The organism is Spirosoma aerophilum, assembly GCF_054782495.1.
The window spans coordinates 1-25,089 of the sequence record NZ_BAAGSJ010000016.1 but is presented as its reverse complement, the minus strand read 5'-3'; the positions used below and the strand labels follow the sequence as shown (position 1 = coordinate 25,089).

Genomic DNA, 25,089 nt, shown 5'->3' with positions numbered 1-25,089 from the left:
GTTGGCTTTCGCGGCTTGTTTACTGGGTAGGCTGAGTTGGCTGGCTTATCTACAAACCCTCCTCGAACTGAGACGAATCATCATTTTCTTAAATAGAATAGTTTATTAAAGAAGTTTGGAGTTACACCCAAACTGTAACGAGTGCTCAGGACGGTTTCTAAAACTAGAGTTTGTTTACGAACTAAACGACCGTTTGCGCCCCGAGCCAGCATATTTCATATCTTTGAGTAACGCTCAGGCCCATTCGCCTGACCGCTCACCATGGCTCAAACAACACCCTCTACCGCCCCAACATTGCCTGAACTGATCAAGCAATACCAAGCCCTCACCACCGGGGTAATCAACTTCGAGCTGTATAACCAAATGGTGCACACCCACCATTCCACCGCTATTGAAGGCTCTACCCTGACGCTGCTGGAGACCCAGACCTTGTTAGAAAAAGGGCTTACGGCGGGGGGGAAACCGCTAGAGCACCATTTAATGGTCGTTGACCATCAGTCAGCTCAACAACTGGTCCTCGACTGGGCCACCCAACACGAGCCCCTCAACCGAGCCCGGCTACAGGCCATTGCTGCAGCTGTCATGCGCCAGACAGGTAGGCCCACCAACACTCTGCTGGGCACGTTTGATTCGAGTCAGGGTCAATTCCGTACGGTTAGCGCCATGGCCGGTAGCCGCATGTTTCTGGATGCCAAGAAGGTGCCAGCCGCCGTCGATACTTTGCTTAAAGAGATGAACACGCTGTTGCCGGCGGCTAAGACGGTTCGGCAGGTCTATGACCTTTCCTTTCAGGTACACTTTCAATTGGTCAGCATTCATCCCTTTGGCGACGGCAACGGGCGCACCTCTCGGCTGCTGATGAATTACGTTCAGCAGTATCATGGCTTGCCCTTGAGCTTAGTGTATGCCCAGGATCGGATGGCTTATATTGCCGCTCTTGAAGAGTCCCGTCGGCAGGAAGCCACTAAACCGATAACGGAATTTATGTACGGTCAGCTCACTCAGTTTTTAAGCCAAGAGATTGGCCGATTAACCAAGCAGCAAGTTACCAAGCCAGGAAACGTATTGAAAAATAAAGGGGGGCTGACTTTGCTTTTTTAGAAGATTACGGGCCAACGAGAAGTTGATGTAACGGTTTTTGTTTATGGCAAGCTACCATTCATCTATATGCTTTAAAGATGGGGCGTTTCGTGAGAGGACCTTAATGGAGTAAAGTCATCCGCTTTAAAATCCAGTAGGTTCACTCGTTCCCAACCAGGCAAGTTAGTTTCGATGCGTATCCTGACGGACCCATCTTTATAGTCTCTTTCACCCCATTCGCGCGTGGCCGTCCTAGTTGGGCACAAATACCACCGGTCATCAACGGGGTAGCCCATCAAACCGGGGGCTACCCCGACAGCGGGGCCGATAGGGCCTTCAGCTAGCCAAAAGAAGGCTGACAGGGTAGCCCGCTAAGACCAGAACCGGCTGATGGGCTGATCAAATAGGGTAACCTAAACAAGCCAGGACGTTGGGGTCCTGGCTTGTTGGTAGGGTAGACGTTTGCCGCAGCTGCCCGGCAAATTAGTAGCGAACTTACCCACCCGAGCGGGCGGCTAGCCGGGTGATGTCCGCCACCTGCACGACGTTTTTCTCAAACCCGTGCCGGGCGACCTCGATCATGGCCAGCACGATCTGGTGACGGGTGTTGATGAGTTGGGGCAGCACCCGCTGGATAACGGGAAACAGCCAGGAGACGTACGAGTAACTTTTGGGAATGTGCCGCTGCCCATCAGTGCCGGCAATAAACCCGATGCGGAAGCCAAACACCTGGTTGAAAGGCATCTTCATCAGGTCGTTTTCCGTTTTGCCTTTCACCCTGGCCCACCGCTGCCACCCCTTTTCGCTGCTGTCGGTACCGCCCCCGCTGAAGTACACAAAACGCATACCGGGGTTGGGGTGGACGGCTTTGGCAAAGGTGATCGGCGTATCATAATTGATCCGTTTATAGTCCTCCGCACTCATCCCTACGCTACCCCCACCTGCGCAGTAAAAGCAGGCGTCATACCCAATCAGCCTGGGGTCATTCTCGGCCAGCGCCAAAAAATCAGGGACGATGTATTCAGTTAGTTTGGGATGGGAAAGGCCGGTCGGTTTTCGGCTCACACTCAACACGGAGGTAATTTGGGGGTTCGCAAAACAGTCCAGCAGCATCTCTTCGCCGACCATGCCTGTCGTACCGGTGATGATCACGTTCATAAGCCGTTCAGTTGGGTAAAGCGGGGCCGGTCGGTTGCCCCGATTGGCTAATCAATCCGGGCTCCGGTCAGCCCCTCGCAGCGTTGCCATAATCGGCCCGCCGTTACGGGATCTTTCACCGTGGGGGAAGCGCCATTCATCGTCAGGGACTCGGCATCATCAGCGGCCAGGGGTTCGATGTTGCAATCGGCGCAGTAAACGCCCCCTTTGCCGTCCAACAAGGGACTCGTCGCGGTCCAGACAATCGCACCGGCTCCCTGCTGGGGCGTTTTCCAGCCCTTTTCGGGGTCGATGATCGGATTGCCCGCTTCATCGATCATGCCGACCGCTTTGGCGATCCCGAGGTCCATATGGCGGGCCAGTCCGGTATCGAAGATACCGCCCGGATGCACCGCATAGGCGTGAATCCCACTCGACTGACCGATATGATCCAGAGCCAGGGCCAGCAGGATGTTGGCTCCCTTCGAGTTGGCGTAGGCTTTCCAGGGGTCATAGGGGATCCGCTCAAAATTGGGATCATGCAGCAGGTCGGCTGCGACCAGGCGGTGGTTGGCCGAGCTGAGCATAACCACCCGCGCCCCGTTAGCCGCTACCAGGGCGGGCCAAAGGCGGCAGGTAAGCTGGAAATGGCCCAGTACGTTGGTGGAAAACTGGCTTTCGTAGCCTCGGGCATCCCGGCTTAGCGGTGCCGCCATCGTAGCCGCGTTATTGATCAGGATGTCGAGTGTTCCATGCTCGTCCATAAAGCGCTTCGCAAAGGCATCAATCGAAGCGGGGTCCATCAAATCCATCTCCTCCAGGAGGATACCCGGTAGGTGAGCCAGGTTTTGGTGGGCTTTTTCTCGGTTGCGGGCGGGGACGATGACGGTCGCCCCGGCAGACAGCAGCACGCGGGCCGCTTCCAGGCCCAGGCCGGAATACCCGCCGGTCACGATAACGGTCTTGCCCGTTAAATCGATGCCTTGCAGAACGTCTTCCGCGGTGCTGAAGGCGTTAAAGGGCGAATCCAGGGGTGTTTGTTGGGTAAACATACTCAGTTGAGTTAATTGATTGATTGATAAACTATTGTTGTTGGGTGGGGCTTTTGGCGAAGGCGGTAAAACGTCACGAGCCGATTAGCCGGTTACCGACTTAGTTCAGCCCTTCCCACCAGGGACTAAATCGCTGGGTGCTATCGCGCAGGTTGACGGCCTGGCCAATCAGGGGGGTGATCAGGGGCACCTGCTTTTGCCGGGCCAGCTTGCTCAACCGGATCAGGGGTTCGTCCCAGGGATGGCGGTTCAAAACGAACTTGGCCGAATGCACCGGCAGCACCCGGTTGGCCCTTAAGTCCAGGGCGGCCTGGAGCGTTTCTTCGGGCATCATGTGGATGAAGGGGCTCACCACATCATACTGCCCGTTTTCCAGGATGGCCAGATCGAAGGGGCCGTATTGCCGCCCGATTTGGGCAAAATGCGTATCGTAGCCGCTGTCCCCGCCCAGAAAGAGCTTCTGGGAAGGCGCTTCCAGGATGAAGGACACCCACAGGGTTTTGTCGCTGCGTAGCGTGCGGCCCGAACCATGCCGGGCCATGACGGCCCGGAGCGAAAATCCATCGGCCAGCGTTAGGCTCTCCTCCCAGTCCAGTTCACGGATCCGCTCGGCGGGGTAACCCCAGTGTTCGAAGTGCGCCCCCACGCCCAGTCCACAAATAACCTGCTGCACGTTGGGCCGCAAGGCCAGCACCGTCTTGTAATCCAGGTGATCGTAGTGATCGTGGGTGATCAGCAGGTAGTCGATAAGCGGCAGATCAGCCACCGTGTACACGTCGGTCCCCTTAAACGCTCGGGCGCCCCCCGGAAAGGGCGAGGCATTACCACTAAATACGGGATCGATTAGAAACCGCTTGCCGCCAAGTTGCAGGTAGTACGAGGAGTGGCCAAACCAGACCAGTACGTCGCGGTCGAGCGGTATAGCCCGCAAATCGGTCTTTTCCGAAGGAATGACATCGACCGGCGTTTTGCGGGGATTAGGCTTGATCATCACTTCGTACACCGCTTTGGCCATGTTGTAGCCCGGAGCAAAGACCGGAGTGGGGTGGAGATTCTGAAATTTGCATTCTTTATAGTGAGGGGACCGCTGAATACGGTCCAGGCGGGGCCCACTGGGGGCTTTGCCAAATTGGGGCGAAATCATCATACTAAAACTGGCAATACTCGTTAGTAGGACCACGCTGGCCAGCCAGAGCAGGGTTGTTTTGGGCGACCTCCCCCGTTTAAGGAGTCGGGCCGGGTTGGTGGAGGAAATCATGGATACCTCGTTTTTGAGTCAGCCAACAAGCGGATGACCCGCGTATCGGACGGCTTGGTTGACTCATCAGGAATTTTAGTCGGCCTCCCTCTTAGTGGAAAGACTGCCGAAATTCCAACGGGGACAGGTTGGCCTTCTTTTTAAATAGTTTGTTGAACGACTGGGGGTAATCGAAGCCTAGCTGGTAGGCAATCTCGGCTACCGACAGCTGCGTCGTACTCAGCAGCTCCTTAGCCCGCTCGATCAGCTTCTCATGAATATGCTGCTGGGTGTTTTGCCCGGTCATCGAGCGGAGCATATCGCTCAGGTAGTTGGGCGATAGGTTGAGTTTCTCGGAGATGGCGTGAACCGTGGGCAAGCCCCGCTCGGCCAGCTTTTCATCCCCAAACCAGGCCGACAGCAAGGCTTCCAGGCGCACCAGGATTTCATCGGTGGCCGGTTTACGGGTGATGAACTGTCGGTTATAGAAGCGGTCGCTGTATTGGAGCAGCAGTTCGATCAGGGCAATCATCACGTTCTGGCTGAAACGGTCGATGTTGTTTTGATACTCCGCTTCAATGTCGTTCATGATGCGCAGAATCGCTTCCTCTTCGGGGTCGGATAAATGCAAGGCTTCGGAAAGCTCATAGGAAAAGAAGCCGTAGTCCCGGATGGTCTTAGCCAGTGGATAGCCCACAAAAAAGTCGGGATGGATATTCAGACAGATGCCTTCCCCGGCGGGGTTTTCTTCGGACCCACTGGCCCGGCCAATTAGCTGATTAGGGGCCATGAAGGTCATGATCCCGGCATCAAAATCAAAGTGTCGCTGGCCGTAGCGAATTTTACCGGTTACATTCTTTTTGATGGAAATGCTGTAAAAGTCGAAGAGAAACCGCTCCGGGAAGGCTTCCTGCAGGCTGGCGTCCTCAAACCGCAGGACGCTGATCATCGGGTGGCGGGGCCGAGGGAGCCCTAAAATCCGGTGCTCGTCTTTGATGGAGAGCGTGACGATGTCGTTTTCTTTTTTCATGGGATTGATCGGCTTTGCTGGGCATTCGACTCATTTACGGCCCCCTGACGTGGGCAAGGGCGATTTGCCGTGCCCCCCCACGGAGCTGGTGCCTAGTATTGCCCCCGTATCGCTTAGGTCGAGCACCTGACGGGGGAATCGTTCGCCTTGCAGGTGAATCTTGGCAAAGCCCGCGTCAATCTCTTCGACATCGGCGGGGGTTAGCGGAAGGCGGGCCGCGCCCAGATTCTCGGCTACGTGCTTGATCTGGGTGGTGCCTGGGATCGGCACGATCCAGGGCTTACGGGCGTGCAACCAGGCCAAATCGACTTGTCCCGGCGTGGCGTGGTAGCGTTTGCCAATCCGCCCCAGGAGCTCGACCAGGGGATAGTTGGCCCGAATGGCCTGGGGTGTAAAGCGGGGAAAATGAAACGAGGCCCGCAGATCATGGTTGGGATTTAACGAGGTAGCAGGGGTGATGGTTCCGGTCAGAAACCCGGTGCCGAGCGGACTCCAGGGCACCAGCCCAATGCCCAACGCTTCGCAGGTGGGGATCACTTCCGCTTCGGGATCGCGCGTCCAGACGGAGTATTCATTGGTGACGGCCCTCAGGGGTTGCACAGCATGGGCCCGACGTATGGTAGCCGCCCCCGCCTCGGACAAGCCAAAGTGCAGCACTTTGCCTTCGTTAATGAGGTCCTGCACCGCGCCCGCCACGTCTTCGATGGGCACCTGGGGATCGATGCGATGTTGGTATAACAGGTCAATCCGGTCCGTTTTGAGCCGTTTCAGACTCCCCTCCACCGACCGTTTCAAATACTCCGGGCGCGAGTTCAATCCGCCACTTTTTCGGGTAAGGGGATCGATTTGGTAGCCAAATTTGGTCGCTATAACGACCTGAGAACGAACCGGTTCTAGGGCCTTGCCGACAATTTCCTCGCTGTAAAAAGGGCCATAGCTTTGTGCGGTATCAAAAAAGGTAACCCCCTGTTCATACGCGCTGCGAACGAGTTTGATCGCTTGTTGCTCGTCCAGCCGGGGGGTGTAGGTACCCGCCAGATTCATGCAGCCCAGGCCAATAGCCGATACCTCCAGCGATCCTAACCGACGCGTCGGCAGGGGAACCGGTTGGCCGAGCGTTGTGGTCAAGGGTACTGACTGGGCGAAAGCGGATGCGCCCCCTGTTGACCTACCGGTTGTTGCTACCGCCCCGCCAACGAGGGTTGCAGAACGGATTATAAAGTCTCGGCGGTTCACCTGATTCGTTGCCATGATCAATCGCTTATTTTGCTAGGCAAAGTTGCGACGTTGAACCGACAGCCGATTGTCCAAATCTCGGAAAGGTGTGTCCAAAAAAGGGAGACATGCTCGTGGTCATTGCCCAAGCGCAATTCTCAAAAAACGCTCCTACTTGAGACTAATTCGCCTTTATTGATCTGCTTCAATATCAGGGCGTTTAGTTGGACGGTCACTTTTTTAATCCAAAAGAAAGAAAGATCTTAGCTATTTGCTACCCAGAGCTGAAACAGCCCTCTTAACGTTGACTCGATTTGCCTATGAATAAGCCGGTACTGGACGTCATTGTGGTTGGCGCGGGGCATGCTGGTATTTGCGTCAGCTATTATCTAGCCAAACAGGGTATGCCCCATCTGGTCTTTGAGCAGGGACGAATCGGGGAAACCTGGCGTTCCCAGCGGTGGGATTCCTTTAAGATGAACTCGGCTAACAAACTAAATCTACTTCCCCAACAGGCCCCCTATTTTGAAGACCCCGATGACTTTGCTGGGGCGACTGAATTTGCCCTGGCGCTGGAAACCTACGTCCACCAGGAAAATTTACCCGTTAAAGAAAACTGTCCGGTAGTAGCTGTATGTACCCACCCGGAACGAGCTGTTTTTCGAATTACCGTTTCGGAGGAGGGAAATGAGACTGCCTATTTCAGCCGACGGCTCGTTATCGCGTCGGGTAGTCAAAATAGGATTTTGGTCCCTGACTTCGCCAATCACTTGGACAAGTCGGTGGTGCAACTACACGCCAGTGAATACAAAAATGCCCATCAACTCCCCGCTGGAAATGTTTTGGTGGTTGGGAGTGGCCAATCCGGAACGCAAATCGCCCAGGATTTGCTGCGTTCAGGGCGACACGTTTTTCTGTCGACGGCCCGGGTTGGTCGGATACCCAGACGCTACCGGGGCAAAGATATTTTTGACTGGCTGGTTAAGATTGGGTTTTACAATACGCCAACTGAGGCGGTCACTGACCCCTCTTTGTTTACCGTCAAAAACCCACAGGTGTCGGGGGCGGGGCAGCGAGGGAAAACCACGAGCTTACAGTCGCTGGCCAAAAGTGGAGCCGTCATACTGGGTCGGGCGGAGAGAGCCCAAGCCGATACTCTTTTTTTTCAGCCCAATGCCTCTTCGAACGTCAGGTACGCTGACGAATTTTCCCAGCATGTGAAACAGCTCATCGATGAGTACATTCAAACCCATCAGGTGTTGGCTCCACTGGCCGACATTGATCTGGATGATATGCCCGACGAAGAAGCCGCCTGCGCCTCTGATTTGACGCAACTGAATCTTGTCCAGAAGGCAATCACCTCCATCATTTGGACGACCGGGTTTAGCGGTGATTTCAGCTACCTGCCCCTGCTCAATGACGAGCAGTTACCTAAACATCAAAATGGGATTGGCCCCGTCGAGGGACTTTATTTTATCGGGCTCCCCTGGTTGAGGAAACGGCAATCGGGCATACTACTTGGAATTAAGGAAGATGCCGAATTTATTGTTAATCACATCGTAAACAGTAGCTTATCCGGCAGTAGGTAAATGAACCGTCCAGCTGAATTCTATCCTTGTTAGTTAAGAGTTTGGATCGTGTTATAAGCGCTGATTCAGCGTTAAATTCTGACTATCCGAACTAGTAATGGCCTAATCGTATGCGACTAATGACGTTCGACAGTAATCAAAACCAAATGACTCCAATAATACTCCTTCTTGAGACAAAGAAACGTTCATGATAATGCGTAGTCAATTGGCGGCTTATCAATTCACTACTAACCGCGCCGTGAAGGATCATATAGCCGCGTATCAATCTCGAATACCTCTGACTTGATGACTTGACAACGAGGAAATAGCTCATGGCGGGGGTTGATCAAGTAGTTCGCCATGACGGGTACCACCGAACTGGGCACCTGGACGAGTAAGCGGTCCGGCCTTTGCAACCAATCCATTAGAAAAGTTTGAGAGGACAGGGGGCCACTACCCGTGGCTCGCCAATCGGGGGGCAAGTCCTGCTCCTGAAACGAACGGATTGAATCCGGAACCTCAATGGTGACTAAGTAGTACTGAGGTATGTGTTTAGGATTAAGATGCACCAGTACTTCCAGCAAGCTTAAAGCGGGCGATTCAGTGGTATACAGCAGCGATAACCCTTTAGGGTTCCAACGGCCGCCATACAAGGCAGCTCCTTGTCCAGACAGGGGCTCATGACGAAAAGCAGCCTTTAATAAACGATAAACCAGCATGTAATCAGGTGGGTAATCCGAGGGGCGTGTTAGTAGAAGATGCCGTGCTCAATGCGGCCTAACACATCATTAACTTGGGTAAAACCGGCAATGGTCGTTAGCGTTTGCAGTGGTGTACGACCATCCAACTCGCCGAGCGGGTAGCGCAGCCACTCGTGCCAAGCCTGCTCATCGCCAGCGTATACCCGCAAGCCATGCTGAATGGCTTGCTGCAATAACTCTACTCGTTCGGCCGTGGATCCGCTCAAAGCATTTTGGCGCCTTAATCGATGCAGGGTACTTTCCGAGAGCTGCAATAGAGGAGCTAATTCTTTGAGGGTAACGCCGAGTTGTTGAGCTAGCTGATTAAGCCTTGCATCGAGTCCGTTGAGTTTAATTTGAACCGGTCGTTTGGCCCGCCGTCCCGTTAGCTGGGAGTCTGAGTGCTGCTTAATTTTCATGATTACAATTATCAGTTGACAATTATATAACAATCATCTGACAATTGCAAGTTCACCTTTGTTAGCGTAAGGATATTAATTAAGCGATTCAGGCATAGTCAAACCGTATACGACAAACTGAGCCGCGGTAACAGGCCACTTGCGAGTTAATAAACTAGAAGTGTCTCCTTAAACGCATCTAGTTGAGACGAAGAAGCATTCATGAGTATACTCTTGAATGAGATGAAGAAGCTTTCATATAACTGTTTCTTTAAACGGGCGTGGCTGTTGCACAACTCTGGCTATGCATAAAATGGCTAGTGGTTTGAGTTTTTGTATCTTCAACCATGCAAGGCAGAAAACGCGATCACGAAAAAGTCGTCACCCATTTCCAACTTTCCAGCCGCATTCCAAAGGATAATTTCTATCGTCGGTTGAAGGAGACGCTCGACCTGACGTTCCTCTATGAACACACCAAAGACTGCTATGGCTCAACAGGCAATCCCTCGATTGACCCCATGGTCTTCTTCAAGTTTATGCTCATTGGCTATCTGGAGAATATCAATTCTGATAGAAAGTTAATTGAGCATTGCTCCATGCGCATGGATATGCTGTATTTCCTAGGCTATAACATTGACGAGCCGCTTCCTTGGCACTCTACCCTGAGTCGGACCCGCCAGCTTTATCCAGAAGCACTTTTTGAGTTACTATTTGATAAAGTATTCAGCCTATGTGTGGCCCACAACATGACCGTCCGCGGCTGCGGTGGCTGGCCGGCGGGTCGCTATCGATTCGGCTCCTGTCAAAGCGAACGCGTCGATGGAAACACTCTTAGAAAAACAGCCTCAGCGACCTGGGCCCAAGTTACTACCCCAAGTTGAAGATCGAAATGAGTCAGTAGATCCGCCCCCGAAACTCAGCCCCCGTCAAGCAGCCTCGGTAATCACGGCTGCTGATCATCAGCTGAGAAGACTAGCCAAGCGCCAGCAGAATTTGCAAAGTGCGCCAACCACCCTAGGAGCCAGCAATGAAAAAGCCCAACTGCTGAGCAACAAAACTCATTACAGCCCTACCGACCCCGATGCGCGCATCTCAATCAAGCCGGGCAAAGCCCGTAAACTCAACTATAATTGTAGCCTGGCAGTAGACACAGCCGAAGGGGTTATAAGCCATGTACAGGCCGATTTTGCTGATGGCCGGGACAGCCAGTCCCTACCCGACATTACCCTAAAGCTTCGGCAGCGATTGGCCCACAATGAGTTGCGCTTAGAAGAAATACTGGCCGATACTGGCTACTCGAACGGCAGCAACTACGCCTTGCTGGAGGGGTGGAACATCACCGGATGGATACCCGTGTTCGGCAAGTATAAGCCACAGATTGACGGCTTCCCTTATGATCCAGTAGCTGACCAGTTCAGCTGTGCTGCTGGCAAGATACTGCCATTTAAGAATTTTGATTCGCAGGCCGATGGCGGTTTGCTGAAAATCTACCGAGCTGCTTATCAGGACTGCCAACAGTGCCCACTTAAACCCACGTGTATTCCTAACAGTAAATGCCGACAGATTACCCGAACGGCCTATGATCCCTTCTACCGTCGAGCCCTGGAGCGCCAGCAAAGTCGGCGGGGCAAACGCATGAAGCGGCTTCGCCAACAGACGGTAGAACCGGTCTTAGGCAGTTTGGTAGAGTACAATGGATTACGAAAGATCAATGTGCGGGGTAAAGCAGGAGCTCATAAGGTGATGTTGATGGCGGCCGTTGCCTTCAATCTGAAGAAATACATGAAGTTCACCACCAAATTCACTCTCAATCAGGCCATAGCTCTAAAAGTGGAATGGTCATTGGCCTCTCAAGGCCCTTTTATTGGCTTTACCACACTTTTTCTCAACTGAGGAGAGAGGACAATGGTAAAAAATCCCATTAGCTTACTAGGCTATGACAAATCAACGTAGAAAGCGGAGTTGTGCAACAGCCACGAGCGTTTTAAGAGACGGCTTATTTTTACTAGCTGTCCAAGGCCATCAGTCACATACGAGTAAGCCAATCCAGTTTTTATAGAAGGTACTTCTCTCCCAAAGAAGTCGGTTAACTAGCCACCTTAGCGGCCTGACGGCTTCCCGATTGCTGTGCATTAGCTGCATTGTATGATTTTACTCAGTCCACTCTCTGACATCCATCATGCCTCAAAGACGCTAGCCGAACTACTTTTGATAAGAAATCAATGACCAGGCTCATGCCCGCTGCTATTCCTTATCATGGGACCTGTGAAGCAAGCTTAGTCATTGATTACTAGAAAGACACACCCCATAAGGTCTAGTCAACCATACTTGTTCAACCTTTTCGGCTTTAGCCCTACACAAAGATGTTAGCTTTAACTACCCCTCCTTCCGCAGGCTATTTTGAGTACTCCTATCCAACCTTTGACGATAAGCCACAGCAGATTCACGTCCACTTCATTACGCCCGATCAGCAGCGAGCCTTTGTCACATTTCCTCGCCACCGTTTCTCGAAAACAGCTCAGTTCATACCGGTGAGCTGGTTTGATACCGTCAACCTGGTTCAACTAGAAGGCCACTCACCGCTAATGCACTTTCTGGAGTCTATGCTACCCCACTTGGTCAATCCCAATAAGCCAAAACACGCACCCGTCGATTATCAATTTGCTCCCGTTAAGGCGCCTAGGGTTGGTCTGAAACTGGCCGCTTAAGCATGAAGTTTGCAGGGGTAACTCATCGCTTTATAGGTTCACAGATAACCCATTGACAGACGGTCCATCCTGTCTTTACGATGAGCATTTTTGCCCAATAATGCTTTGTCGTCTCGCTTCAGCGGGGCGCTATCCACGGGGCATGCCAACCGACTGATGTGGCTCCATCAGAGGCGTATTCTTGATGATGGCTTCCCGTTGACCACTTAAATGATACATTGTTCATGTGTTGTTAGGCATGTAGCTATACGTACTTTCGTTCACTAACCAGGCAAACGCAATGCCCTTTTCTTTTCCCATTCTATTGATTGACGATAACCCTCATATGGTTGACATTCTGAATCGAGTCGCCAGCCTTTTATTTGTCGAAGCCGAGTTTATTGCGGTTCACAGTTTTGCCCAGGCAGCGGCTTACCTGGAGGGCTTGCACGGTCGGGGACCTCGATTGATCTTACTGGACGTAGACTTGCAAAGTGCGTTAAACGGATTTGATTTCCTATCCCTTCTCAGAGGCCACCCACAGGTTTGTTCAGTGCCCGTGGTAGTTCTCTCGGCCAATCAATCTACCAACGTTGCCAATGACGCTTACCAGTTGAGGGCCAACGTATTTACCCGCAAACCCGACAGCTACGAAGGCTGGAAGGCGTATGTCAGCCAGCTGCGGGCTTATTGGTATGCGACGGCGGCTGTGCCTAAGCTTTGGTTTGATAAAACGGCCGAGTAACCGGACAAACGCCGCCCTACTTAAAGTCGGGGTTCCCTCTATCCAAGCCCATAGGCTCATCTTAAGATGAGCCTATGATCGCGGCAAAAGACAACAGGAACCGATTAATAAAGCCGGGCTGGCGGCAACTACCTCCTTGTTAGTACGTACTGGTCAAAGTAGGCTACTAATCGACTAATTAGCTGTGTTTCATACCCTGATAAAATCAGCGATTTGTAAGATACTTACTTTTTAATACCTGTCATACACAGTCCGTACAAACAAACCTTCTTCGTTTTAAGGAGAACGATGTGGCTGAACCTTTCTAGGTTCAAGTACTGCCTAGTCTGGATGGTAGGCATATGGCCAGCTAATTGTCAATTAAAGTGCGTCGAGACGGGCCAATAACTTGTTGTTTCTGTAATACTCATCTTGTTGCTGTTATTTGACAGCTTCGTTAACTATTTTTGCCCATAATAACAACGTGTAGCCACTATTGGTATAAAATACTGAAATAAAGTAGCTAAGGCTGGTGTTGTCTAAATATTTGTTAAAAAGACCTTGCTGTTGTGTAACTCAATTCACTTAAGCTGCATCATCCGTATCGTTAACCCGGTCTACATAAGCATACAGCGGAAAACAAATGGGCTGAGGATAAACTACACCCGTTAAACCATCTCCGGTAGGGGAGTAGCCCCCTTCAGAGCAGGCAAATAAAGTCACAACCCCGTTTGGCTGTTTTTTTGATGAGCATTAACCGATGGATAACCCGGCTACCGCTGATGGGCTTAGGGGGGCTGACGGGTTGGGGCCTGGTGTGGTGGCAAAGCCGCCAACGCCAGGTGCAAGCCAGGGCGTTGAGCAATCAGCAGACCACCTTACTGGGGCAGCAGCGCCAACAGCAGGCGTATGTAGAAGCCATCCTGAACGGCTCCCAGAATGGCCTGTTGAGCTGCTCGCCGGTTTACAGCTCGGATAACCAGCTTGTCGATCTTCGCATTGAAATGGCCAATCTGGCCGCTTCCCTGATCAATGGCCGAACGGTGGACCAACTCATCGGCACCACCTTGTTGACGGCCTTTCCGGCCTTGGCGGGGAGTCCCTTGATGGCCGCTTATTTGACCACGGCCCGCAGCGGCCAGCCACAACGCCTGGAAGCGTTCTATCAGGATGCTACCCTCAAGGGCTGGTATGAAGTGATCGTCTCCCCCCTGCCCCAGGGCCACATCCTCATCTCCTTTTTGGATTGCACCGATCGCCACCAGGCGGAAACCGCTCACCTGCACCAGGCCAACTTACTCCAACGCATCAGCGAGTCGGGCCATATTGGCATTATGACCCACCAGCCGATCCGCGATCCCAGCGGCCACATTCAGGACTTTCGCTACGCCTATGTCAATGAACAAGCCCAGTTGTGGTTGGCCGTGGACTTGCGCCAGGTCGTTACCCATAGCCTGCGCACCCTAACCTTCGGGGAGGATGGCGAGGAGACGATCCGCCAAATGGCTAAAGTGGTCCAGACGGGGGAGTCCACTCAACTCGAGATAAAGCTGTCGGACGGCCGGGTGATGTTCATGGTTATTTCCGCCCTGGGGGAGGGCACAGTCTCCACATTTATGGACGTGACCCCCCAACGCCAGGCCCAGCAACGAGTCCGTTACCAGGCGGAGTTGGAACAGCAGGTGGTGGAGCGCACCCAGGCGCTGGCCAAAACGCTCCGGGCCCTGGAGGAGTCCCGGGAAGAGTTACAGCGGGCCCTGGCTTACGAGAAGGAGTTGAGTGAGTTAAAAGGGCGTTTCGTCTCGATGGCCTCCCACGAGTTTCGCACGCCCCTGACGGCCGTATTGAGCTCGGCTAACTTGATCGAGAAGTACCCAGGCGCTGAGCAGCAGGACAAGCGGCTAAAACACATCCGGCGCATTCGGCTCGCGGTCAAACAACTCACGAGCATTCTAGAAGAATTTCTCTCGTTGGATCGGCTGGAGGCGGGCCAGTTGACGGTACAGGTGGTTGAGATTGAGCTATCCCAACTGATCAACGAGGTAGTCTCGGATCTACAGGATAGCTTAAAAGCCCACCAGACGATTCGCCCCCAGCTGGCCGGTCAGGGCGTGCTGCGGCAGGATGAGTCGCTGCTGCGAAAGATTTTGATCAACCTGCTCTCCAATGCCATCAAGTACTCCGGCCCCGGCTCGGTGGTCAGCCTGCAGGCGGAGTGGGGGCCAGACCAGTTCACCCTGCGGGTGCAGGACGAGGGAATCGGCATTTCGGAGGCCGATCAGGTACATTTATTCGAGCGGTTCTACCGGGCCAGCAATGCCCTCAACATCGGCGGCACCGGCCTGGGGCTGCACATTGTGCGTCGGTACGTGGAGCTGCTGGGCGGGCAGCTGCGCCTACACAGTGAGTTGAACAAAGGAACCCTGATGACGGTGGTGCTGCCTATCCAGGGGACCGACGGGGCCGAGATTCCGATGGGTCCGGACGAACGGGATTAGTCCGCTCCTGGCGGGTTCTAAGCATAGTTTAGGAGGAAAGATTATCCACGAGGGCATTCACTCGAGCCGGATGCCGAGGGCAAAAGGTTTTTTTCTCACTTGGACTACCGCAAACCCAACCGAAGAGCCCTCCTCCCCAGGCTCTCCCGATTATTCCTTTTGCTCGTCCGGGAGCGAAGGGGACGGAAAGCTGAGGGTGACCTGCGTCCCTTCGCCTAACTGGCTGTCTAACGCCAGACTACCGCTCAGCAGAGCTACGTACTGGGCGGCCAGGTACAGGCCCAGCCCGGTGCCGCCGATGTTGAGGGCGTTTTTGGCCCGAAAAAACTGGTCAAACAGCTGGGCCTGGTCCTCAGGCGAAATGCCCATCCCGGTGTCACGGACCACCACCTGAAAGCCTGCCCCTTGCTGACGAACCTTTACCTCGATAGACTGATGTGGGGGCGAAAATTTACTGGCGTTGGATAAAAGAGCGGCTAAAATTTTACCCAGCAGGGCGGGGTCGGTCAGCACCGGCTCGGGGCAGTCAAGGTGGGTGGCTATGTACTGTCCCGCTTTGAGGTGGGGTTGCATACCCATCACCACCTCCTGGACCACCTCCGTAACCTGGATCCGCGACCAAGTCGCTTGTAGGCCTCCCTGCTGGAGCTGACCCACTAGCAGGAACTCCCCCAGCAGACTATTCAGCTGGTTGATGGACGTCTTAATACGCTCCATATGGCGTAGGCGTTGGGCCTGCTGCTCAGCGCCATTGTACTTCTCCAGCAGGGAGACCGAGCTGAGCATGGCCGTCAGGGGCGTGCGAAACTCATGGGAGGCCATGGTCACAAACCGGGATTTTAACTCGCCCACTTGCTGCTCGGCGGCCAGGGCCCGGCTCAGTTCGTCCCTGGAGGCCCGAAGTTGGTGCAGGGTATCCTGCAGGGCGTGGGTGCGGTCGGCTACTTTTTGCTCCAGCTCGGCATTGAGCTGCTCGATGTGAGCTTTCTGAGCCAACAGGGTCTGCTGGGCCTGGTGCTGGGCGGTCGTATCGATGAGATAGCCGATCGTTAGCAGCGCTTGCTGGCGGTAGAAGTAGCTCAGACTGATTTCGGCGGGAAAGACCGACCCGTCTTTCCGTTTGGCATAGAGCTCCCGGCCGTGGCCAATGGCCCGTACCTGGGGGTTGTGGTTGAAGGCGTCTCGTAACTGGTGGTGGTGGGGCGCCACTGAATCGGGTACCAGGGTATCCACCGATAAGCCGATGAGTTCCTCGGCACGGTAGCCCAGTAAGGCGCAGGCATGGTGATTGGCGGCCAGCAAACGCCCCTGCTGGTCAATAATGATGATGCCGATGGTGGCATGGGCAAAAACGGCTTCAAAAGAATCGTCCAACATAGACTTGACTCGGGTCCAGAACAGGGATGAGACGGCTGTCAAGCTCGGGAAGAGCCGGCTGGGCAAACCAAGACAGCCCATTTACGGCCATCGGCCTCCGCTTATTCTAGGTAACAACAAAATGGTGAAATGGATTAACTCCGGCCACCACGGTGGGATTTGTAGGCAAGCTAAAGACTGGGGTTAAGCCGTCCGTAATCGAGCCGGGTGATCGGTTACCGCCGGAACTTGGGGGGCCGCCAGCGGCTTTGTGGTTGGTCCAAGGAGGTTCGTCACCGGTAGGATGCGGTTAAGAAAGTCCATCAGCGGGGAGTAGCCTACTAGCGGCACCAAACGAACGGTGTCAAACCAGCTCAGGGGCACTAATTGAGCGGCTTTGGCACAGGGGTGAAAGGGGAAGGTGACAAAGGCCAGTTGGCCATCAGGGGTCAGAAAGTGAACATACACCCATTGTGGCTTGTCGGTAAACGTTGGATAGGTGTACTGATAGAAGCTGGCTGGCGAGATCGTGGTCATCCGTTGAGGGGGTTTTAGTTTTTAAGCGGCACGCTGTCCTCGTTAGTCAACCTAATCGGCCAATGTAATTTAAGCCACCCGCGTCGCTGGTTTTCGGGCTGGCTCTTTTAGGATGAACAGGTAACCCCCCTGTGAGGTCGTGCGCTTAGTACCGGGTAAAACTAGCATTGGATTTAAACTCAGGGGCTGACCAAAATCAGGCAATCCCCTGAGATTACTCAGGTGCCAGACGTAGGGGTTTACTTAAGCCTTTCCAACGACTATGATTAGGTTGTTATTTTGGCTCAGTATCGAGGAGTGAATAGGCTGGCTACTCATCGCTTGTGCTGGGTTCCTGCTCAGGTAGTCCTTGTCTGTATTATGGTTGTGGCTTAGCTGCTAGCGCGGGTAATCCTGCTGGAAGCCTTATTTTATTTACATGGACACGCTTTGTCAATGGGCAGTAACTTTTGGTAAGCAGCCGCTTGGCTTGACGAATCAAACACCATACCGGTGCCATCAGACAGTAAGTTGGGGTTCGTCGTTGAAGGGTAGTAAACTAAGCCGTTTGATCACTACTTTCTTTAAGCAAACACCATATAGTTCATGCATCTCACGTGGGAGCCTTTTACCTGCTATGGCTATCTTGACGTACAGGTTTCGGAATTAACGGTTTGTGGTAGTAAAATTGCGTTGAACAAAAAAGAAGCCCGAAAAGGGGCTTCTTTTTTGTTTATAAATGGGTTTAACTAAACATCTAATTCAGGTAGTAATTACTTTATCCGGCCCAAGACCTTATCCAATTCGACCGCAGCCGTGAGGTAATCATACACGGCCTGGAGATAGTTTGATTTAGCCTGAGTGAGCGACAGCTCAGCATCGGTCAGGTCTAAGCGGGACGCAATACCCTGTTTCCAGCGGTCGCGGGTGATGCGGTATCCCAACTCGGCAACGGAAATCGTCTGTCGCTGGGTTAGTATGCGCAACCGGGCTTCCTGCACATTGGCCAGACCTATTTTCACCTGTGCCCGCACGATTTCCTTTAGATTAGTCAATTGCGTTTCACTCTGCTGACGGGTTATCTGCGCCTGGTGAATACGCGATTGCGTTCGAAAACCAGTGAAAATGGGTACACTAAGCTGCAAACCCAGATACGAGCTTACGGGCCACTGATAAGTATCCAGTCGAAAATTATTGGCTTGTGACTGGGATTGTACCAGGCCGATCGCGGCTAACTTCGGCTGCTTTTCAGCCGCCTGTAGCGCAATCTGCTCCTGATTTAACTGGTCAACCAGCTCCAGCCGACGTACCTCAGGTCGAGCCTGCACCGCATCGAGAAAGGCATCCGTCCCCGGTGCGACGACTAAAGCATCGTCGTACCGGAGCGAATCCTGTAGCTCAACCTCCTCCCGCTCGTCCAATCCAACGGTACGCTTCAATACCGTTTTTGTAATACCGATGCGGTTCGTCAATTGAATGAGCGTTGGCCGCAGGTTTTCGAGGGTTACAAAAGCCCGTAACGTATCCACCCGCGAAGCCCTCCCCTGTGCCAGCAACGAACGGGCATCTTTCAGGGCCTGCTCGTTGCGGGCGATACTCTGTTGTTGTAACCGAAGTTGTTCCTGCGTGATCAGTACGTCGAGGTAGGCTTTCTTCACGTCGGTAACGACGATGGAACGAGTCTCAGCCAGAGCCTGATCGGTGGCTAACCCATCGATCAGGGCTACTTTAATACCCGAGCGAACGCTGGCCTGAAACAAGGGTTGCGATACCGCCACACCACCCAGGAACGCATTGGAACCCCCAACCCGAAACATTGCTAGCTGATTGTCGCCTAAGCCGACAAAGCTGCCGGGCAGAAACGAAACCTGTTTGTTAAAATAGTACAGATACTGCGCCGAAGCCGCTACCGTTGGCAGGGCATAGCCCCGGGCTTCCTGCACTTTTTGAGCCGCCTTTGCGGTTTCCAGGGTAGCTACCTGCAAGTCACGATTTTTGTCGATGGCCAGCTGAACGGCATTTTCCATCGTCAACTGACGAACCTGGGCTTTGAGTGATTGTGGACTCAGGAAAGCAAATGCCACCCACAATACGACCCGTTTAATTGAGTATTTCATAAACATGTGGTGAGAAAAGAAAACGACATCACGCGACCAGTTCCAACTCTTCAGCTTGTTTTTTGGGCACCCGCGAGAAGTAAGAGTACACTGCCGGGATGATGTAGAGTGTGAGCAGACCTGCGAATAATAGGCCGCCGACAATGACCGTTCCGAGCGAGTTTCTGCTGTTAACCGTAAGTGCAATTGGAATCGTACCAAAGATCATCGCCAGGCTGGTCATCAGGATGGGCCGGAAGCGGGAGGCCGCTGCTACTTTAGCGGCTTCGAAAGGGCTCAATCCGGCTTCTTTCTGCTGGTTGGCAAACTCCACAATCAGAATACCATTTTTGGTGATCAGACCAATAAGGGTAATGATACCAATCTGGCTGAAAATATTCAGCGTCTGGCCAAACAGCCACAAACTCAGCAGAGCCCCGGTCATTGCCATTGGTACGGTCAGCAAGATAATAAACGGATCAACCAGGCTTTCGAACTGGGCGGCCAGTACCAGGTAGATCAGCACCAGCGCGAATACAAATGCGAATAGCAAACTCGATGAGCTTTCGGAATAATCACGCGATTCGCCCGCCAGTGAGGTTTTAATCGTCGGCGGCAGGACTTCTTTGGCGATCCGGTTCATTTCCGCCACGCCGTCACCAATGGTTTTGTCCGGTGCCAGCCCCGCTGAAACGGTTGCTGAAATGGATTGATCGTACCGGTAAATGGCCGCCGGACTGATGCTTTCCTTAAACGAAACCAGATTATCCAGTGAAACAACGTCCCCGGTTCGGGTCCGCACGAACATCGATTTCAGGTCATACGGCGTATCGCGATCCTGTTTTTGCAACTGGCCGATTACTTCGTACTGACGATCATTGAAAATGAAATAGCCGTACCGCTGACCACTCAGCGCCAGTTGTAAACCACGCGCAATCTCGGCCACAGATATACCTAACTCAGCCGCCTTGTCGCGGTTAATTTGAAGGACCAGTTCAGGTTTATTGACTTTCAAATCTGAATCCGCAAACTTTAGAATCGGGCTTTTCCGCGCTTCATCCAGAAACTTCGGTAACACGGCGTTAATAGCCGCCAGATTGGTACCCTGCAAGACGTACTGAACGGGCTGGGCCTGTCCGAATCGGCTCCCGATGGTCGGCGGCTGCACCGGAAAGACCATCACCCCCCGGAAGTTCTGAATGTTTCGGGCGTAAGTCGCAAACACGTCGGCCTGGGTAGTTGTCCGTTGGTCAGCTTTTTTGAGGAAGGTATTCTGGATGGCAATATTCACCGGCGCTGGTGGCCCAAAGGTTAGGGCCAGGATCGAATACGTCTGGAATAGGCCCGGCGTCGAATCGACCGAGAACTTGGCGATCTCGTTCATGTATTTCTCCGTGTACTCGTACGACGACCCTTCCGGCGCGATGACGGCCAGACTGATTTGCGAGCGGTCTTCCAGCGGAGCCAGCTCCGAGGGGAGTTGCTTACCAATGACATAGATGAGTCCGAACGTAATGATCAGCGTCGGGAAGGCCACCCAGCGGTAGTGCATGAACCATCCCAGCGACCGTTCGTAACCACGGTTCAGGGCCACGAAGTAAGGCTCCGTCTTCCGGTACAGCCAGTTAGGTTTGTCATGCCGTTTCAGCAGGTACGCGCTCATCATTGGCGAGAGCGTCAGGGCCACAAACGCCGACACCAGCACCGATCCGGCAACGACAACGGCAAACTCCTGAAAAAGCTTACCCGTAATACCCGGCAGGAACAGGATCGGCAGGAAAACGGCGGCTAACGTAATGGTCGTCGAAATAACGGCAAAGTAGATTTCCGACGACCCTTTGATGGCGGCCTGAACCGGCGACATGCCTTCTTCTACTTTGGCATAAATATTTTCCAGTACTACGATGGCATCATCCACGACCAGGCCAATGGCCAGCACCAAAGCGAGCAGTGTCAGGATATTGATCGAGTACCCCGCGATGTACATGATGAAGAAAGCCGACACAATGGACACCGGAATGGCCACGACCGGAATGATCGTCGACCGCCAGTCGCGCAGGAATAGAAACAGAATCAGAATGACCAGACCAAACGCCACAAACAGCGTTTCTTCGACTTCAGAAATAGAGTCCCGGATCGGCTCGGTGAAGTCTTTCCCGATGGTCAGCTCGTAGTCGGCCGGTATTTCTTTACGCAATTCTTTCAGTCGCTTGTAAAACTCGTCGGCAATGGCAACGGCGTTGGCTCCCCGTTGCGGCTCCACAAAGACCCCGATCACCGGCGAGTTGTCTTTCAGGCTGTTCAGAATGGCTGTTCGTTCATTCTCGGCCCCCAGTTCAGCGTAGCCGATATCTTTGAAACGGATAATACTGCCACCGGCCTGCTTGAGGATCATGTTGTTGAAATCGGCCTCTTTAGTCAGTCGGCCCAGCGTTCGAACCGTCAGTTCGTTGCGGTCACCTTCAATCCGGCCGGAGGGCAGGTCCACATTTTCTTTCCGTAGCGCCTGCTCAATATCCGAAGGCGTCAGTTGATAGGCCGCCAGTTTGGCCGGGTCGATTCGTAGCCGCATGGCGTACTTTTTCTCACCGGCGATACCGACCCGTTTTACGCCCGGAATAGTCTGCATTCGCTCTTTAATGACGCTGGAGGCTAGGTTGCTTACTTCCAGAATGCTGCGGGTTTTGCTTTCCACCGCCATGAAGATGACAATATCGCCACTATTGGCTTTTTCCACGATGGGCGCATCCACGTCACCGGGCAGCAAACGCCGGGCTTTGGTTACCTTATCCCGCACGTCATTGGCAGCTGCTTCCAGATTAGCGTTGAGGTTAAATTCAACCGTGATCACACTGGCCGCTTCCTGCGATGTCGACGAGATGGTCCGGATGCCGTTGGCTTCGCCAATGGCCTCTTCCAGCGGTTTGGTAATCTGATAGGCGATTACATCGGGGCTGGCCCCCGGATAGGACGTGGTGACCGTAACAATCGGTGAATCCGTGACGGGATATTCGCGAATACCGAGGTAGGTCAGCCCGACGAAGCCAAAAAGTATAATCAATACAGAGAGTACCCCGGCCAGCACTGGCCGCTGAATACTAATTCCTGATAAACTCATGGTAAAGTATGTTGAAATAAACTGTAGGCAAACAAAGAGGGGGGGGTTATTCGATAGTCGCTGTCGTCACCGGAACGCCCGTATCCAGGCGAAGCAAATTGGTCGTCAGTACGGTATCGCCGATCGACAATCCTTTCAGAATTTGCACAGTTCCTTTGGTCCGGCTTCCGGTCGTCACCTCCCGGCGCTCGGCTTTTCCATTTTTGATTCTGAACAGGGAGTATCCTCTGGCGTTTGGGATTAGTGCTTGCGTAGGAATCAGAATGCCGTCCTGGGCCACATGCAGGGCAAACGCAATCTTGGCCGAAGAGCCGGGCACCAGGTTGCCGCCTTTGTTGTCGCTAACGGCCTTAACCAACAAGCTCCGGGTATTGGCTTCCATCTTTGGTTCGGTAGCCGTAACCTTCGCCAGAAACGGGCGGCGGCTGTTCTCGGTCGTAAAGCGAATAGCCTGACCCGGTCGCACCTCCGAGGCATATTTTTCGGGAATCGTGAAGTTAACTGCTACCCGGCTAATGTCGTCAATGGAACTGAGCACCGTTGAGGGCGTCACGTAGGCGCCAACGTCGACGCGTTTAAGTCCCAGTTTACCTGCAAACGGAGCCCGAATCTCGGTTTTAGCCAACTCTACATCTATCATGGCTATTTCGGCTTGTAACACACGGAGATTGGTCAGCACTTTATCGTATTCCTGCTGATTGACGGCTTCACTCGCCAACAGTTCCCGGAAGCGTTTTTCATCCAGCCGGGCCAGTTTTTCCTGTAGCGCTGTCCTGTGTTTCTTAGCGAGCAGATCGGCGTCGTCTAACTTGTAGAGCAACGTACCCTGGCTCACGTAGCTACCCTCCCGAGCATACACCCGGACCAGCTTCCGGGCCACTTCACTAACCAGTTCGACCTCCTGATTTGCCTGAATGGTTCCGGTCGTTTGTAGTTCGTCGGTGATGGTTTCGTGTTTGACCACAAACGCATCGGTGGCTACCTTGTTTTCTGGTGGTGTAGAAGCGGAAAGCTTCCTGTTAGAGGATGACGTCGGTTGGTTAGATAATAATTTTGGGGTAACAAAAAGTAGCGCGATTGCCAAGACGATCAGACCGGCAATCAGAGACTGTGTACGAAAGTTGAGCGTTTTCATGTTGTCCGTGGTTGTATTGTTTTATTGTTCTACAATTATCGAACTTTTATTGTTTGATGGATGTCGAACAATAGGCTCACACAGATGGTTTCTTAAGTCTGAAAAAAACTATTGAATTTTTTTAATCAGCTCCTTTGTTGTATTAGCAACCACTGTAGTTACAGCTATCTTATTTATCAGCAGTCTTAATGGATCGGCAATTAGCAGGCATTATCCCATGAAACAGTACAAGCATCCCACCACTGACCAGATCACATTGACGGGTATACTCCACGCGCTGAGTGACCCAGTACGCTTAGATTATGTGAAATGTCTGGCCCAGTCGGAACGCGAGAAGGCTTGTGGCACCATTCCGACTACCGTTGCCAAGTCAACTATGTCACATCATATCAGGGTATTGCGGGAGGCAGGCATTATTCATTTGAGACCGTATGGTACCCAAAGCTTGATTTCATTACGGTCCGACGAACTGGAGGAAAAATTTCCGGGCGTATTGAATTCAGTACTGAATTCAGTTAGAATCAATGATGTTGTCGAGCATGAAGCCCTGTAAATTAATGGTTTTACCAAGGCCGTATGCTACGAACTGTAGTTAACAGTTATTAAGATAAGGCGTCTAATTAAACGCCCGAATTAAGGAGCAAATACATGAACACTTCGACGTCTCAGGCGGGAGCCCATTCATAAACGTTTCCTCGTCTCAATTATGAGGGTTTAACGAGATGGCTCCTTAAGACTTAAGTTATCGTAGATGAGCTATCTTAGAAATGACTATAGAAGGGATGGGCTTAACTAGAACAATTTGTCCGCAAGATGCATCATGCCCCCCCTCAGCCAGAGTTTGAGGCATCGCCTCGTCCTCTTGCTGATGACGCAAGCGCATGGCAATGCGGGCAGCCCGGTGAAGAGTCGTCAGGTCCCGAATCGCCTGGAGATGGTTGGTCGCTAAGCAAGCCCGACCCACATAATTAATCTCATCCGAGTAAGCCCAGGTGTGCTCTTCCTGGTGCTTGTTGTCCAGGGCGATTCGGGCCTGCACTTCCCCGGCTAACAGGGCGTTCCATTCGGCAACATGCTGGCGAAGTAAGGCCAATCGCTGATCATTGTTTTGGTTGTCTATCCCCATATCCTATACCTAACTCGATTGGAAGCGGAATGGGCATTTTATCATCAAGAAAACCGCTTAGCCCCTACCGTTTACTACCGACAGCGTTGGGCCGATAGTCAACCAAGCTATTGACTGGCTGCCCATTTCTGAAATAAATCAAGTAGGTTGCTTAATCTCAGGCGGGAGCGAATTATGAGACATAAATTTTAACATCTGTCTAACTCTATCAGTCGCATACGATGTCGATAGATGCCGGGTTTCGGCGCAGTACGAGAGCTTCTGGGGTGCGGGCAAACTAGGGGTCAAGTGGCTAATTCAGAAAGGGACCCGGTACGAAACCGACCACTAGCCAGCGGTAAGCAGCTTGGTTAAGCACAGGACACAGCTAACAAGT

The 25,089-nt window shown here is 52.9% G+C and carries 18 protein-coding genes and 1 pseudogene; 7 read left to right on the top strand and 12 right to left on the bottom strand.

From position 1 onward, the window contains the following. Positions 1 to 261 precede the first annotated feature (261 nt). Positions 262 to 1,101: a Fic family protein gene (locus ACYVK4_RS22275; RefSeq protein ID WP_461129772.1), complete on the top strand. Its 840-nt coding sequence runs from the start codon at positions 262 to 264 to the stop codon at positions 1,099 to 1,101. A gap of 474 nt (positions 1,102 to 1,575) precedes the next feature. Here the strand turns inward: ACYVK4_RS22275 and ACYVK4_RS22270 are convergent, their stop codons facing one another. The 5 genes from ACYVK4_RS22270 to ACYVK4_RS22250 all read right to left on the bottom strand — a co-directional run bounded on the left by ACYVK4_RS22270 (position 1,576) and on the right by ACYVK4_RS22250 (position 6,787). Further along, positions 1,576 to 2,238, bottom strand: a complete 663-nt coding sequence (locus ACYVK4_RS22270) for a Rossmann-fold NAD(P)-binding domain-containing protein (RefSeq protein WP_461129771.1) — start codon at positions 2,236 to 2,238, stop codon at positions 1,576 to 1,578. A 47-nt stretch (positions 2,239 to 2,285) separates the two neighbouring features. Continuing rightward, on the bottom strand, positions 2,286 to 3,269 hold the full coding sequence (locus ACYVK4_RS22265; RefSeq protein ID WP_461129770.1) for an SDR family NAD(P)-dependent oxidoreductase: 984 nt from the start codon (positions 3,267 to 3,269) through the stop codon (positions 2,286 to 2,288). A 100-nt stretch (positions 3,270 to 3,369) separates the two neighbouring features. Then, on the bottom strand, positions 3,370 to 4,527 hold the full coding sequence (locus ACYVK4_RS22260) for an MBL fold metallo-hydrolase (RefSeq protein WP_461129769.1): 1,158 nt from the start codon (positions 4,525 to 4,527) through the stop codon (positions 3,370 to 3,372). 91 nt (positions 4,528 to 4,618) lie between these two features. Next, positions 4,619 to 5,536: a helix-turn-helix domain-containing protein gene (locus tag ACYVK4_RS22255; RefSeq protein WP_461129768.1), complete on the bottom strand. Its 918-nt coding sequence runs from the start codon at positions 5,534 to 5,536 to the stop codon at positions 4,619 to 4,621. 30 nt (positions 5,537 to 5,566) lie between these two features. Continuing rightward, a complete protein-coding gene (locus ACYVK4_RS22250; RefSeq protein WP_461129767.1) occupies positions 5,567 to 6,787 on the bottom strand; it encodes an aldo/keto reductase in 1,221 nt (406 codons plus the stop codon). Positions 6,788 to 7,071: 284 nt separating this feature from the next. Between ACYVK4_RS22250 and ACYVK4_RS22245 the strand changes: the two genes are divergently transcribed. Continuing rightward, positions 7,072 to 8,340: a flavin-containing monooxygenase gene (locus tag ACYVK4_RS22245; protein WP_461129766.1), complete on the top strand. Its 1,269-nt coding sequence runs from the start codon at positions 7,072 to 7,074 to the stop codon at positions 8,338 to 8,340. A 227-nt stretch (positions 8,341 to 8,567) separates the two neighbouring features. Here ACYVK4_RS22245 and ACYVK4_RS22240 read toward each other — a convergent pair whose 3' ends face one another. Together ACYVK4_RS22240 and ACYVK4_RS22235 are read right to left on the bottom strand one after the other, a co-directional pair. Beyond that, positions 8,568 to 9,038 carry an RES family NAD+ phosphorylase gene (locus ACYVK4_RS22240; RefSeq protein WP_461129765.1) on the bottom strand — a complete coding sequence of 157 codons (471 nt, stop codon included), beginning with the start codon at positions 9,036 to 9,038 and terminating at the stop codon, positions 8,568 to 8,570. Positions 9,039 to 9,067: 29 nt separating this feature from the next. Beyond that, positions 9,068 to 9,478 (bottom strand): antitoxin Xre/MbcA/ParS toxin-binding domain-containing protein, encoded by a 411-nt coding sequence (locus tag ACYVK4_RS22235; RefSeq protein ID WP_461129764.1) that lies wholly within the window; start codon positions 9,476 to 9,478, stop codon positions 9,068 to 9,070. A gap of 326 nt (positions 9,479 to 9,804) precedes the next feature. Between ACYVK4_RS22235 and ACYVK4_RS22230 the strand changes: the two are divergent. The 4 genes and pseudogenes from ACYVK4_RS22230 to ACYVK4_RS22215 all read left to right on the top strand — a co-directional run bounded on the left by ACYVK4_RS22230 (position 9,805) and on the right by ACYVK4_RS22215 (position 15,366). After that, positions 9,805 to 11,350: pseudogene (locus tag ACYVK4_RS22230) on the top strand (IS1182 family transposase). Between the two features lie 470 nt (positions 11,351 to 11,820). Next, complete coding sequence (locus ACYVK4_RS22225) at positions 11,821 to 12,165, top strand: hypothetical protein (RefSeq protein WP_461129763.1); 345 nt, start codon at positions 11,821 to 11,823, stop codon at positions 12,163 to 12,165. A gap of 280 nt (positions 12,166 to 12,445) precedes the next feature. Continuing rightward, complete coding sequence (locus ACYVK4_RS22220; protein WP_461129762.1) at positions 12,446 to 12,889, top strand: response regulator; 444 nt, start codon at positions 12,446 to 12,448, stop codon at positions 12,887 to 12,889. Positions 12,890 to 13,614: 725 nt separating this feature from the next. Then, positions 13,615 to 15,366, top strand: a complete 1,752-nt coding sequence (locus tag ACYVK4_RS22215; RefSeq protein ID WP_461129761.1) for a sensor histidine kinase — start codon at positions 13,615 to 13,617, stop codon at positions 15,364 to 15,366. 150 nt (positions 15,367 to 15,516) lie between these two features. Here ACYVK4_RS22215 and ACYVK4_RS22210 read toward each other — a convergent pair whose 3' ends face one another. From ACYVK4_RS22210 to ACYVK4_RS22190, 5 genes are all read right to left on the bottom strand, one after another. Further along, positions 15,517 to 16,743 (bottom strand): PAS domain-containing sensor histidine kinase, encoded by a 1,227-nt coding sequence (locus tag ACYVK4_RS22210; protein WP_461129760.1) that lies wholly within the window; start codon positions 16,741 to 16,743, stop codon positions 15,517 to 15,519. A 183-nt stretch (positions 16,744 to 16,926) separates the two neighbouring features. Continuing rightward, positions 16,927 to 17,259, bottom strand: a complete 333-nt coding sequence (locus ACYVK4_RS22205; protein WP_461129759.1) for a hypothetical protein — start codon at positions 17,257 to 17,259, stop codon at positions 16,927 to 16,929. A 752-nt stretch (positions 17,260 to 18,011) separates the two neighbouring features. Further along, the gene (locus ACYVK4_RS22200) at positions 18,012 to 19,355 is read right to left on the bottom strand and encodes a TolC family protein (protein WP_461129758.1); all 1,344 of its coding nucleotides are present in this window, start codon (positions 19,353 to 19,355) and stop codon (positions 18,012 to 18,014) included. A gap of 28 nt (positions 19,356 to 19,383) precedes the next feature. After that, positions 19,384 to 22,452, bottom strand: a complete 3,069-nt coding sequence (locus tag ACYVK4_RS22195) for an efflux RND transporter permease subunit (RefSeq protein WP_461129757.1) — start codon at positions 22,450 to 22,452, stop codon at positions 19,384 to 19,386. A gap of 46 nt (positions 22,453 to 22,498) precedes the next feature. Then, on the bottom strand, positions 22,499 to 23,587 hold the full coding sequence (locus ACYVK4_RS22190; protein ID WP_461129756.1) for an efflux RND transporter periplasmic adaptor subunit: 1,089 nt from the start codon (positions 23,585 to 23,587) through the stop codon (positions 22,499 to 22,501). Between the two features lie 217 nt (positions 23,588 to 23,804). Here ACYVK4_RS22190 and ACYVK4_RS22185 point away from each other — a divergent pair, with 217 nt between their 5' ends. Then, a complete protein-coding gene (locus ACYVK4_RS22185) occupies positions 23,805 to 24,140 on the top strand; it encodes an ArsR/SmtB family transcription factor (protein WP_461129755.1) in 336 nt (111 codons plus the stop codon). Positions 24,141 to 25,089 lie beyond the last annotated feature (949 nt).

What these genes read in the sequence shown, in the direction of transcription:
- ACYVK4_RS22220 (WP_461129762.1), top strand. Translation starts at nt 12,446, where the DNA reads ATGCCCTTTTCTTTTCCCATTCTATTGATTGACGATAACCCTCATATG.
- ACYVK4_RS22270 (WP_461129771.1), bottom strand. Translation starts at nt 2,238, where the DNA reads ATGAACGTGATCATCACCGGTACGACAGGCATGGTCGGCGAAGAGATG.
- ACYVK4_RS22275 (WP_461129772.1), top strand. Translation starts at nt 262, where the DNA reads ATGGCTCAAACAACACCCTCTACCGCCCCAACATTGCCTGAACTGATC.
- ACYVK4_RS22265 (WP_461129770.1), bottom strand. Translation starts at nt 3,269, where the DNA reads ATGTTTACCCAACAAACACCCCTGGATTCGCCCTTTAACGCCTTCAGC.
- ACYVK4_RS22210 (WP_461129760.1), bottom strand. Translation starts at nt 16,743, where the DNA reads ATGTTGGACGATTCTTTTGAAGCCGTTTTTGCCCATGCCACCATCGGC.
- ACYVK4_RS22205 (WP_461129759.1), bottom strand. Translation starts at nt 17,259, where the DNA reads ATGACCACGATCTCGCCAGCCAGCTTCTATCAGTACACCTATCCAACG.
- ACYVK4_RS22195 (WP_461129757.1), bottom strand. Translation starts at nt 22,452, where the DNA reads ATGAGTTTATCAGGAATTAGTATTCAGCGGCCAGTGCTGGCCGGGGTA.
- ACYVK4_RS22215 (WP_461129761.1), top strand. Translation starts at nt 13,615, where the DNA reads ATGAGCATTAACCGATGGATAACCCGGCTACCGCTGATGGGCTTAGGG.
- ACYVK4_RS22240 (WP_461129765.1), bottom strand. Translation starts at nt 9,038, where the DNA reads ATGCTGGTTTATCGTTTATTAAAGGCTGCTTTTCGTCATGAGCCCCTG.
- ACYVK4_RS22250 (WP_461129767.1), bottom strand. Translation starts at nt 6,787, where the DNA reads ATGGCAACGAATCAGGTGAACCGCCGAGACTTTATAATCCGTTCTGCA.
- ACYVK4_RS22235 (WP_461129764.1), bottom strand. Translation starts at nt 9,478, where the DNA reads ATGAAAATTAAGCAGCACTCAGACTCCCAGCTAACGGGACGGCGGGCC.
- ACYVK4_RS22225 (WP_461129763.1), top strand. Translation starts at nt 11,821, where the DNA reads ATGTTAGCTTTAACTACCCCTCCTTCCGCAGGCTATTTTGAGTACTCC.
- ACYVK4_RS22200 (WP_461129758.1), bottom strand. Translation starts at nt 19,355, where the DNA reads ATGAAATACTCAATTAAACGGGTCGTATTGTGGGTGGCATTTGCTTTC.
- ACYVK4_RS22255 (WP_461129768.1), bottom strand. Translation starts at nt 5,536, where the DNA reads ATGAAAAAAGAAAACGACATCGTCACGCTCTCCATCAAAGACGAGCAC.
- ACYVK4_RS22190 (WP_461129756.1), bottom strand. Translation starts at nt 23,587, where the DNA reads ATGAAAACGCTCAACTTTCGTACACAGTCTCTGATTGCCGGTCTGATC.
- ACYVK4_RS22245 (WP_461129766.1), top strand. Translation starts at nt 7,072, where the DNA reads ATGAATAAGCCGGTACTGGACGTCATTGTGGTTGGCGCGGGGCATGCT.
- ACYVK4_RS22260 (WP_461129769.1), bottom strand. Translation starts at nt 4,527, where the DNA reads ATGATTTCCTCCACCAACCCGGCCCGACTCCTTAAACGGGGGAGGTCG.
- ACYVK4_RS22185 (WP_461129755.1), top strand. Translation starts at nt 23,805, where the DNA reads ATGAAACAGTACAAGCATCCCACCACTGACCAGATCACATTGACGGGT.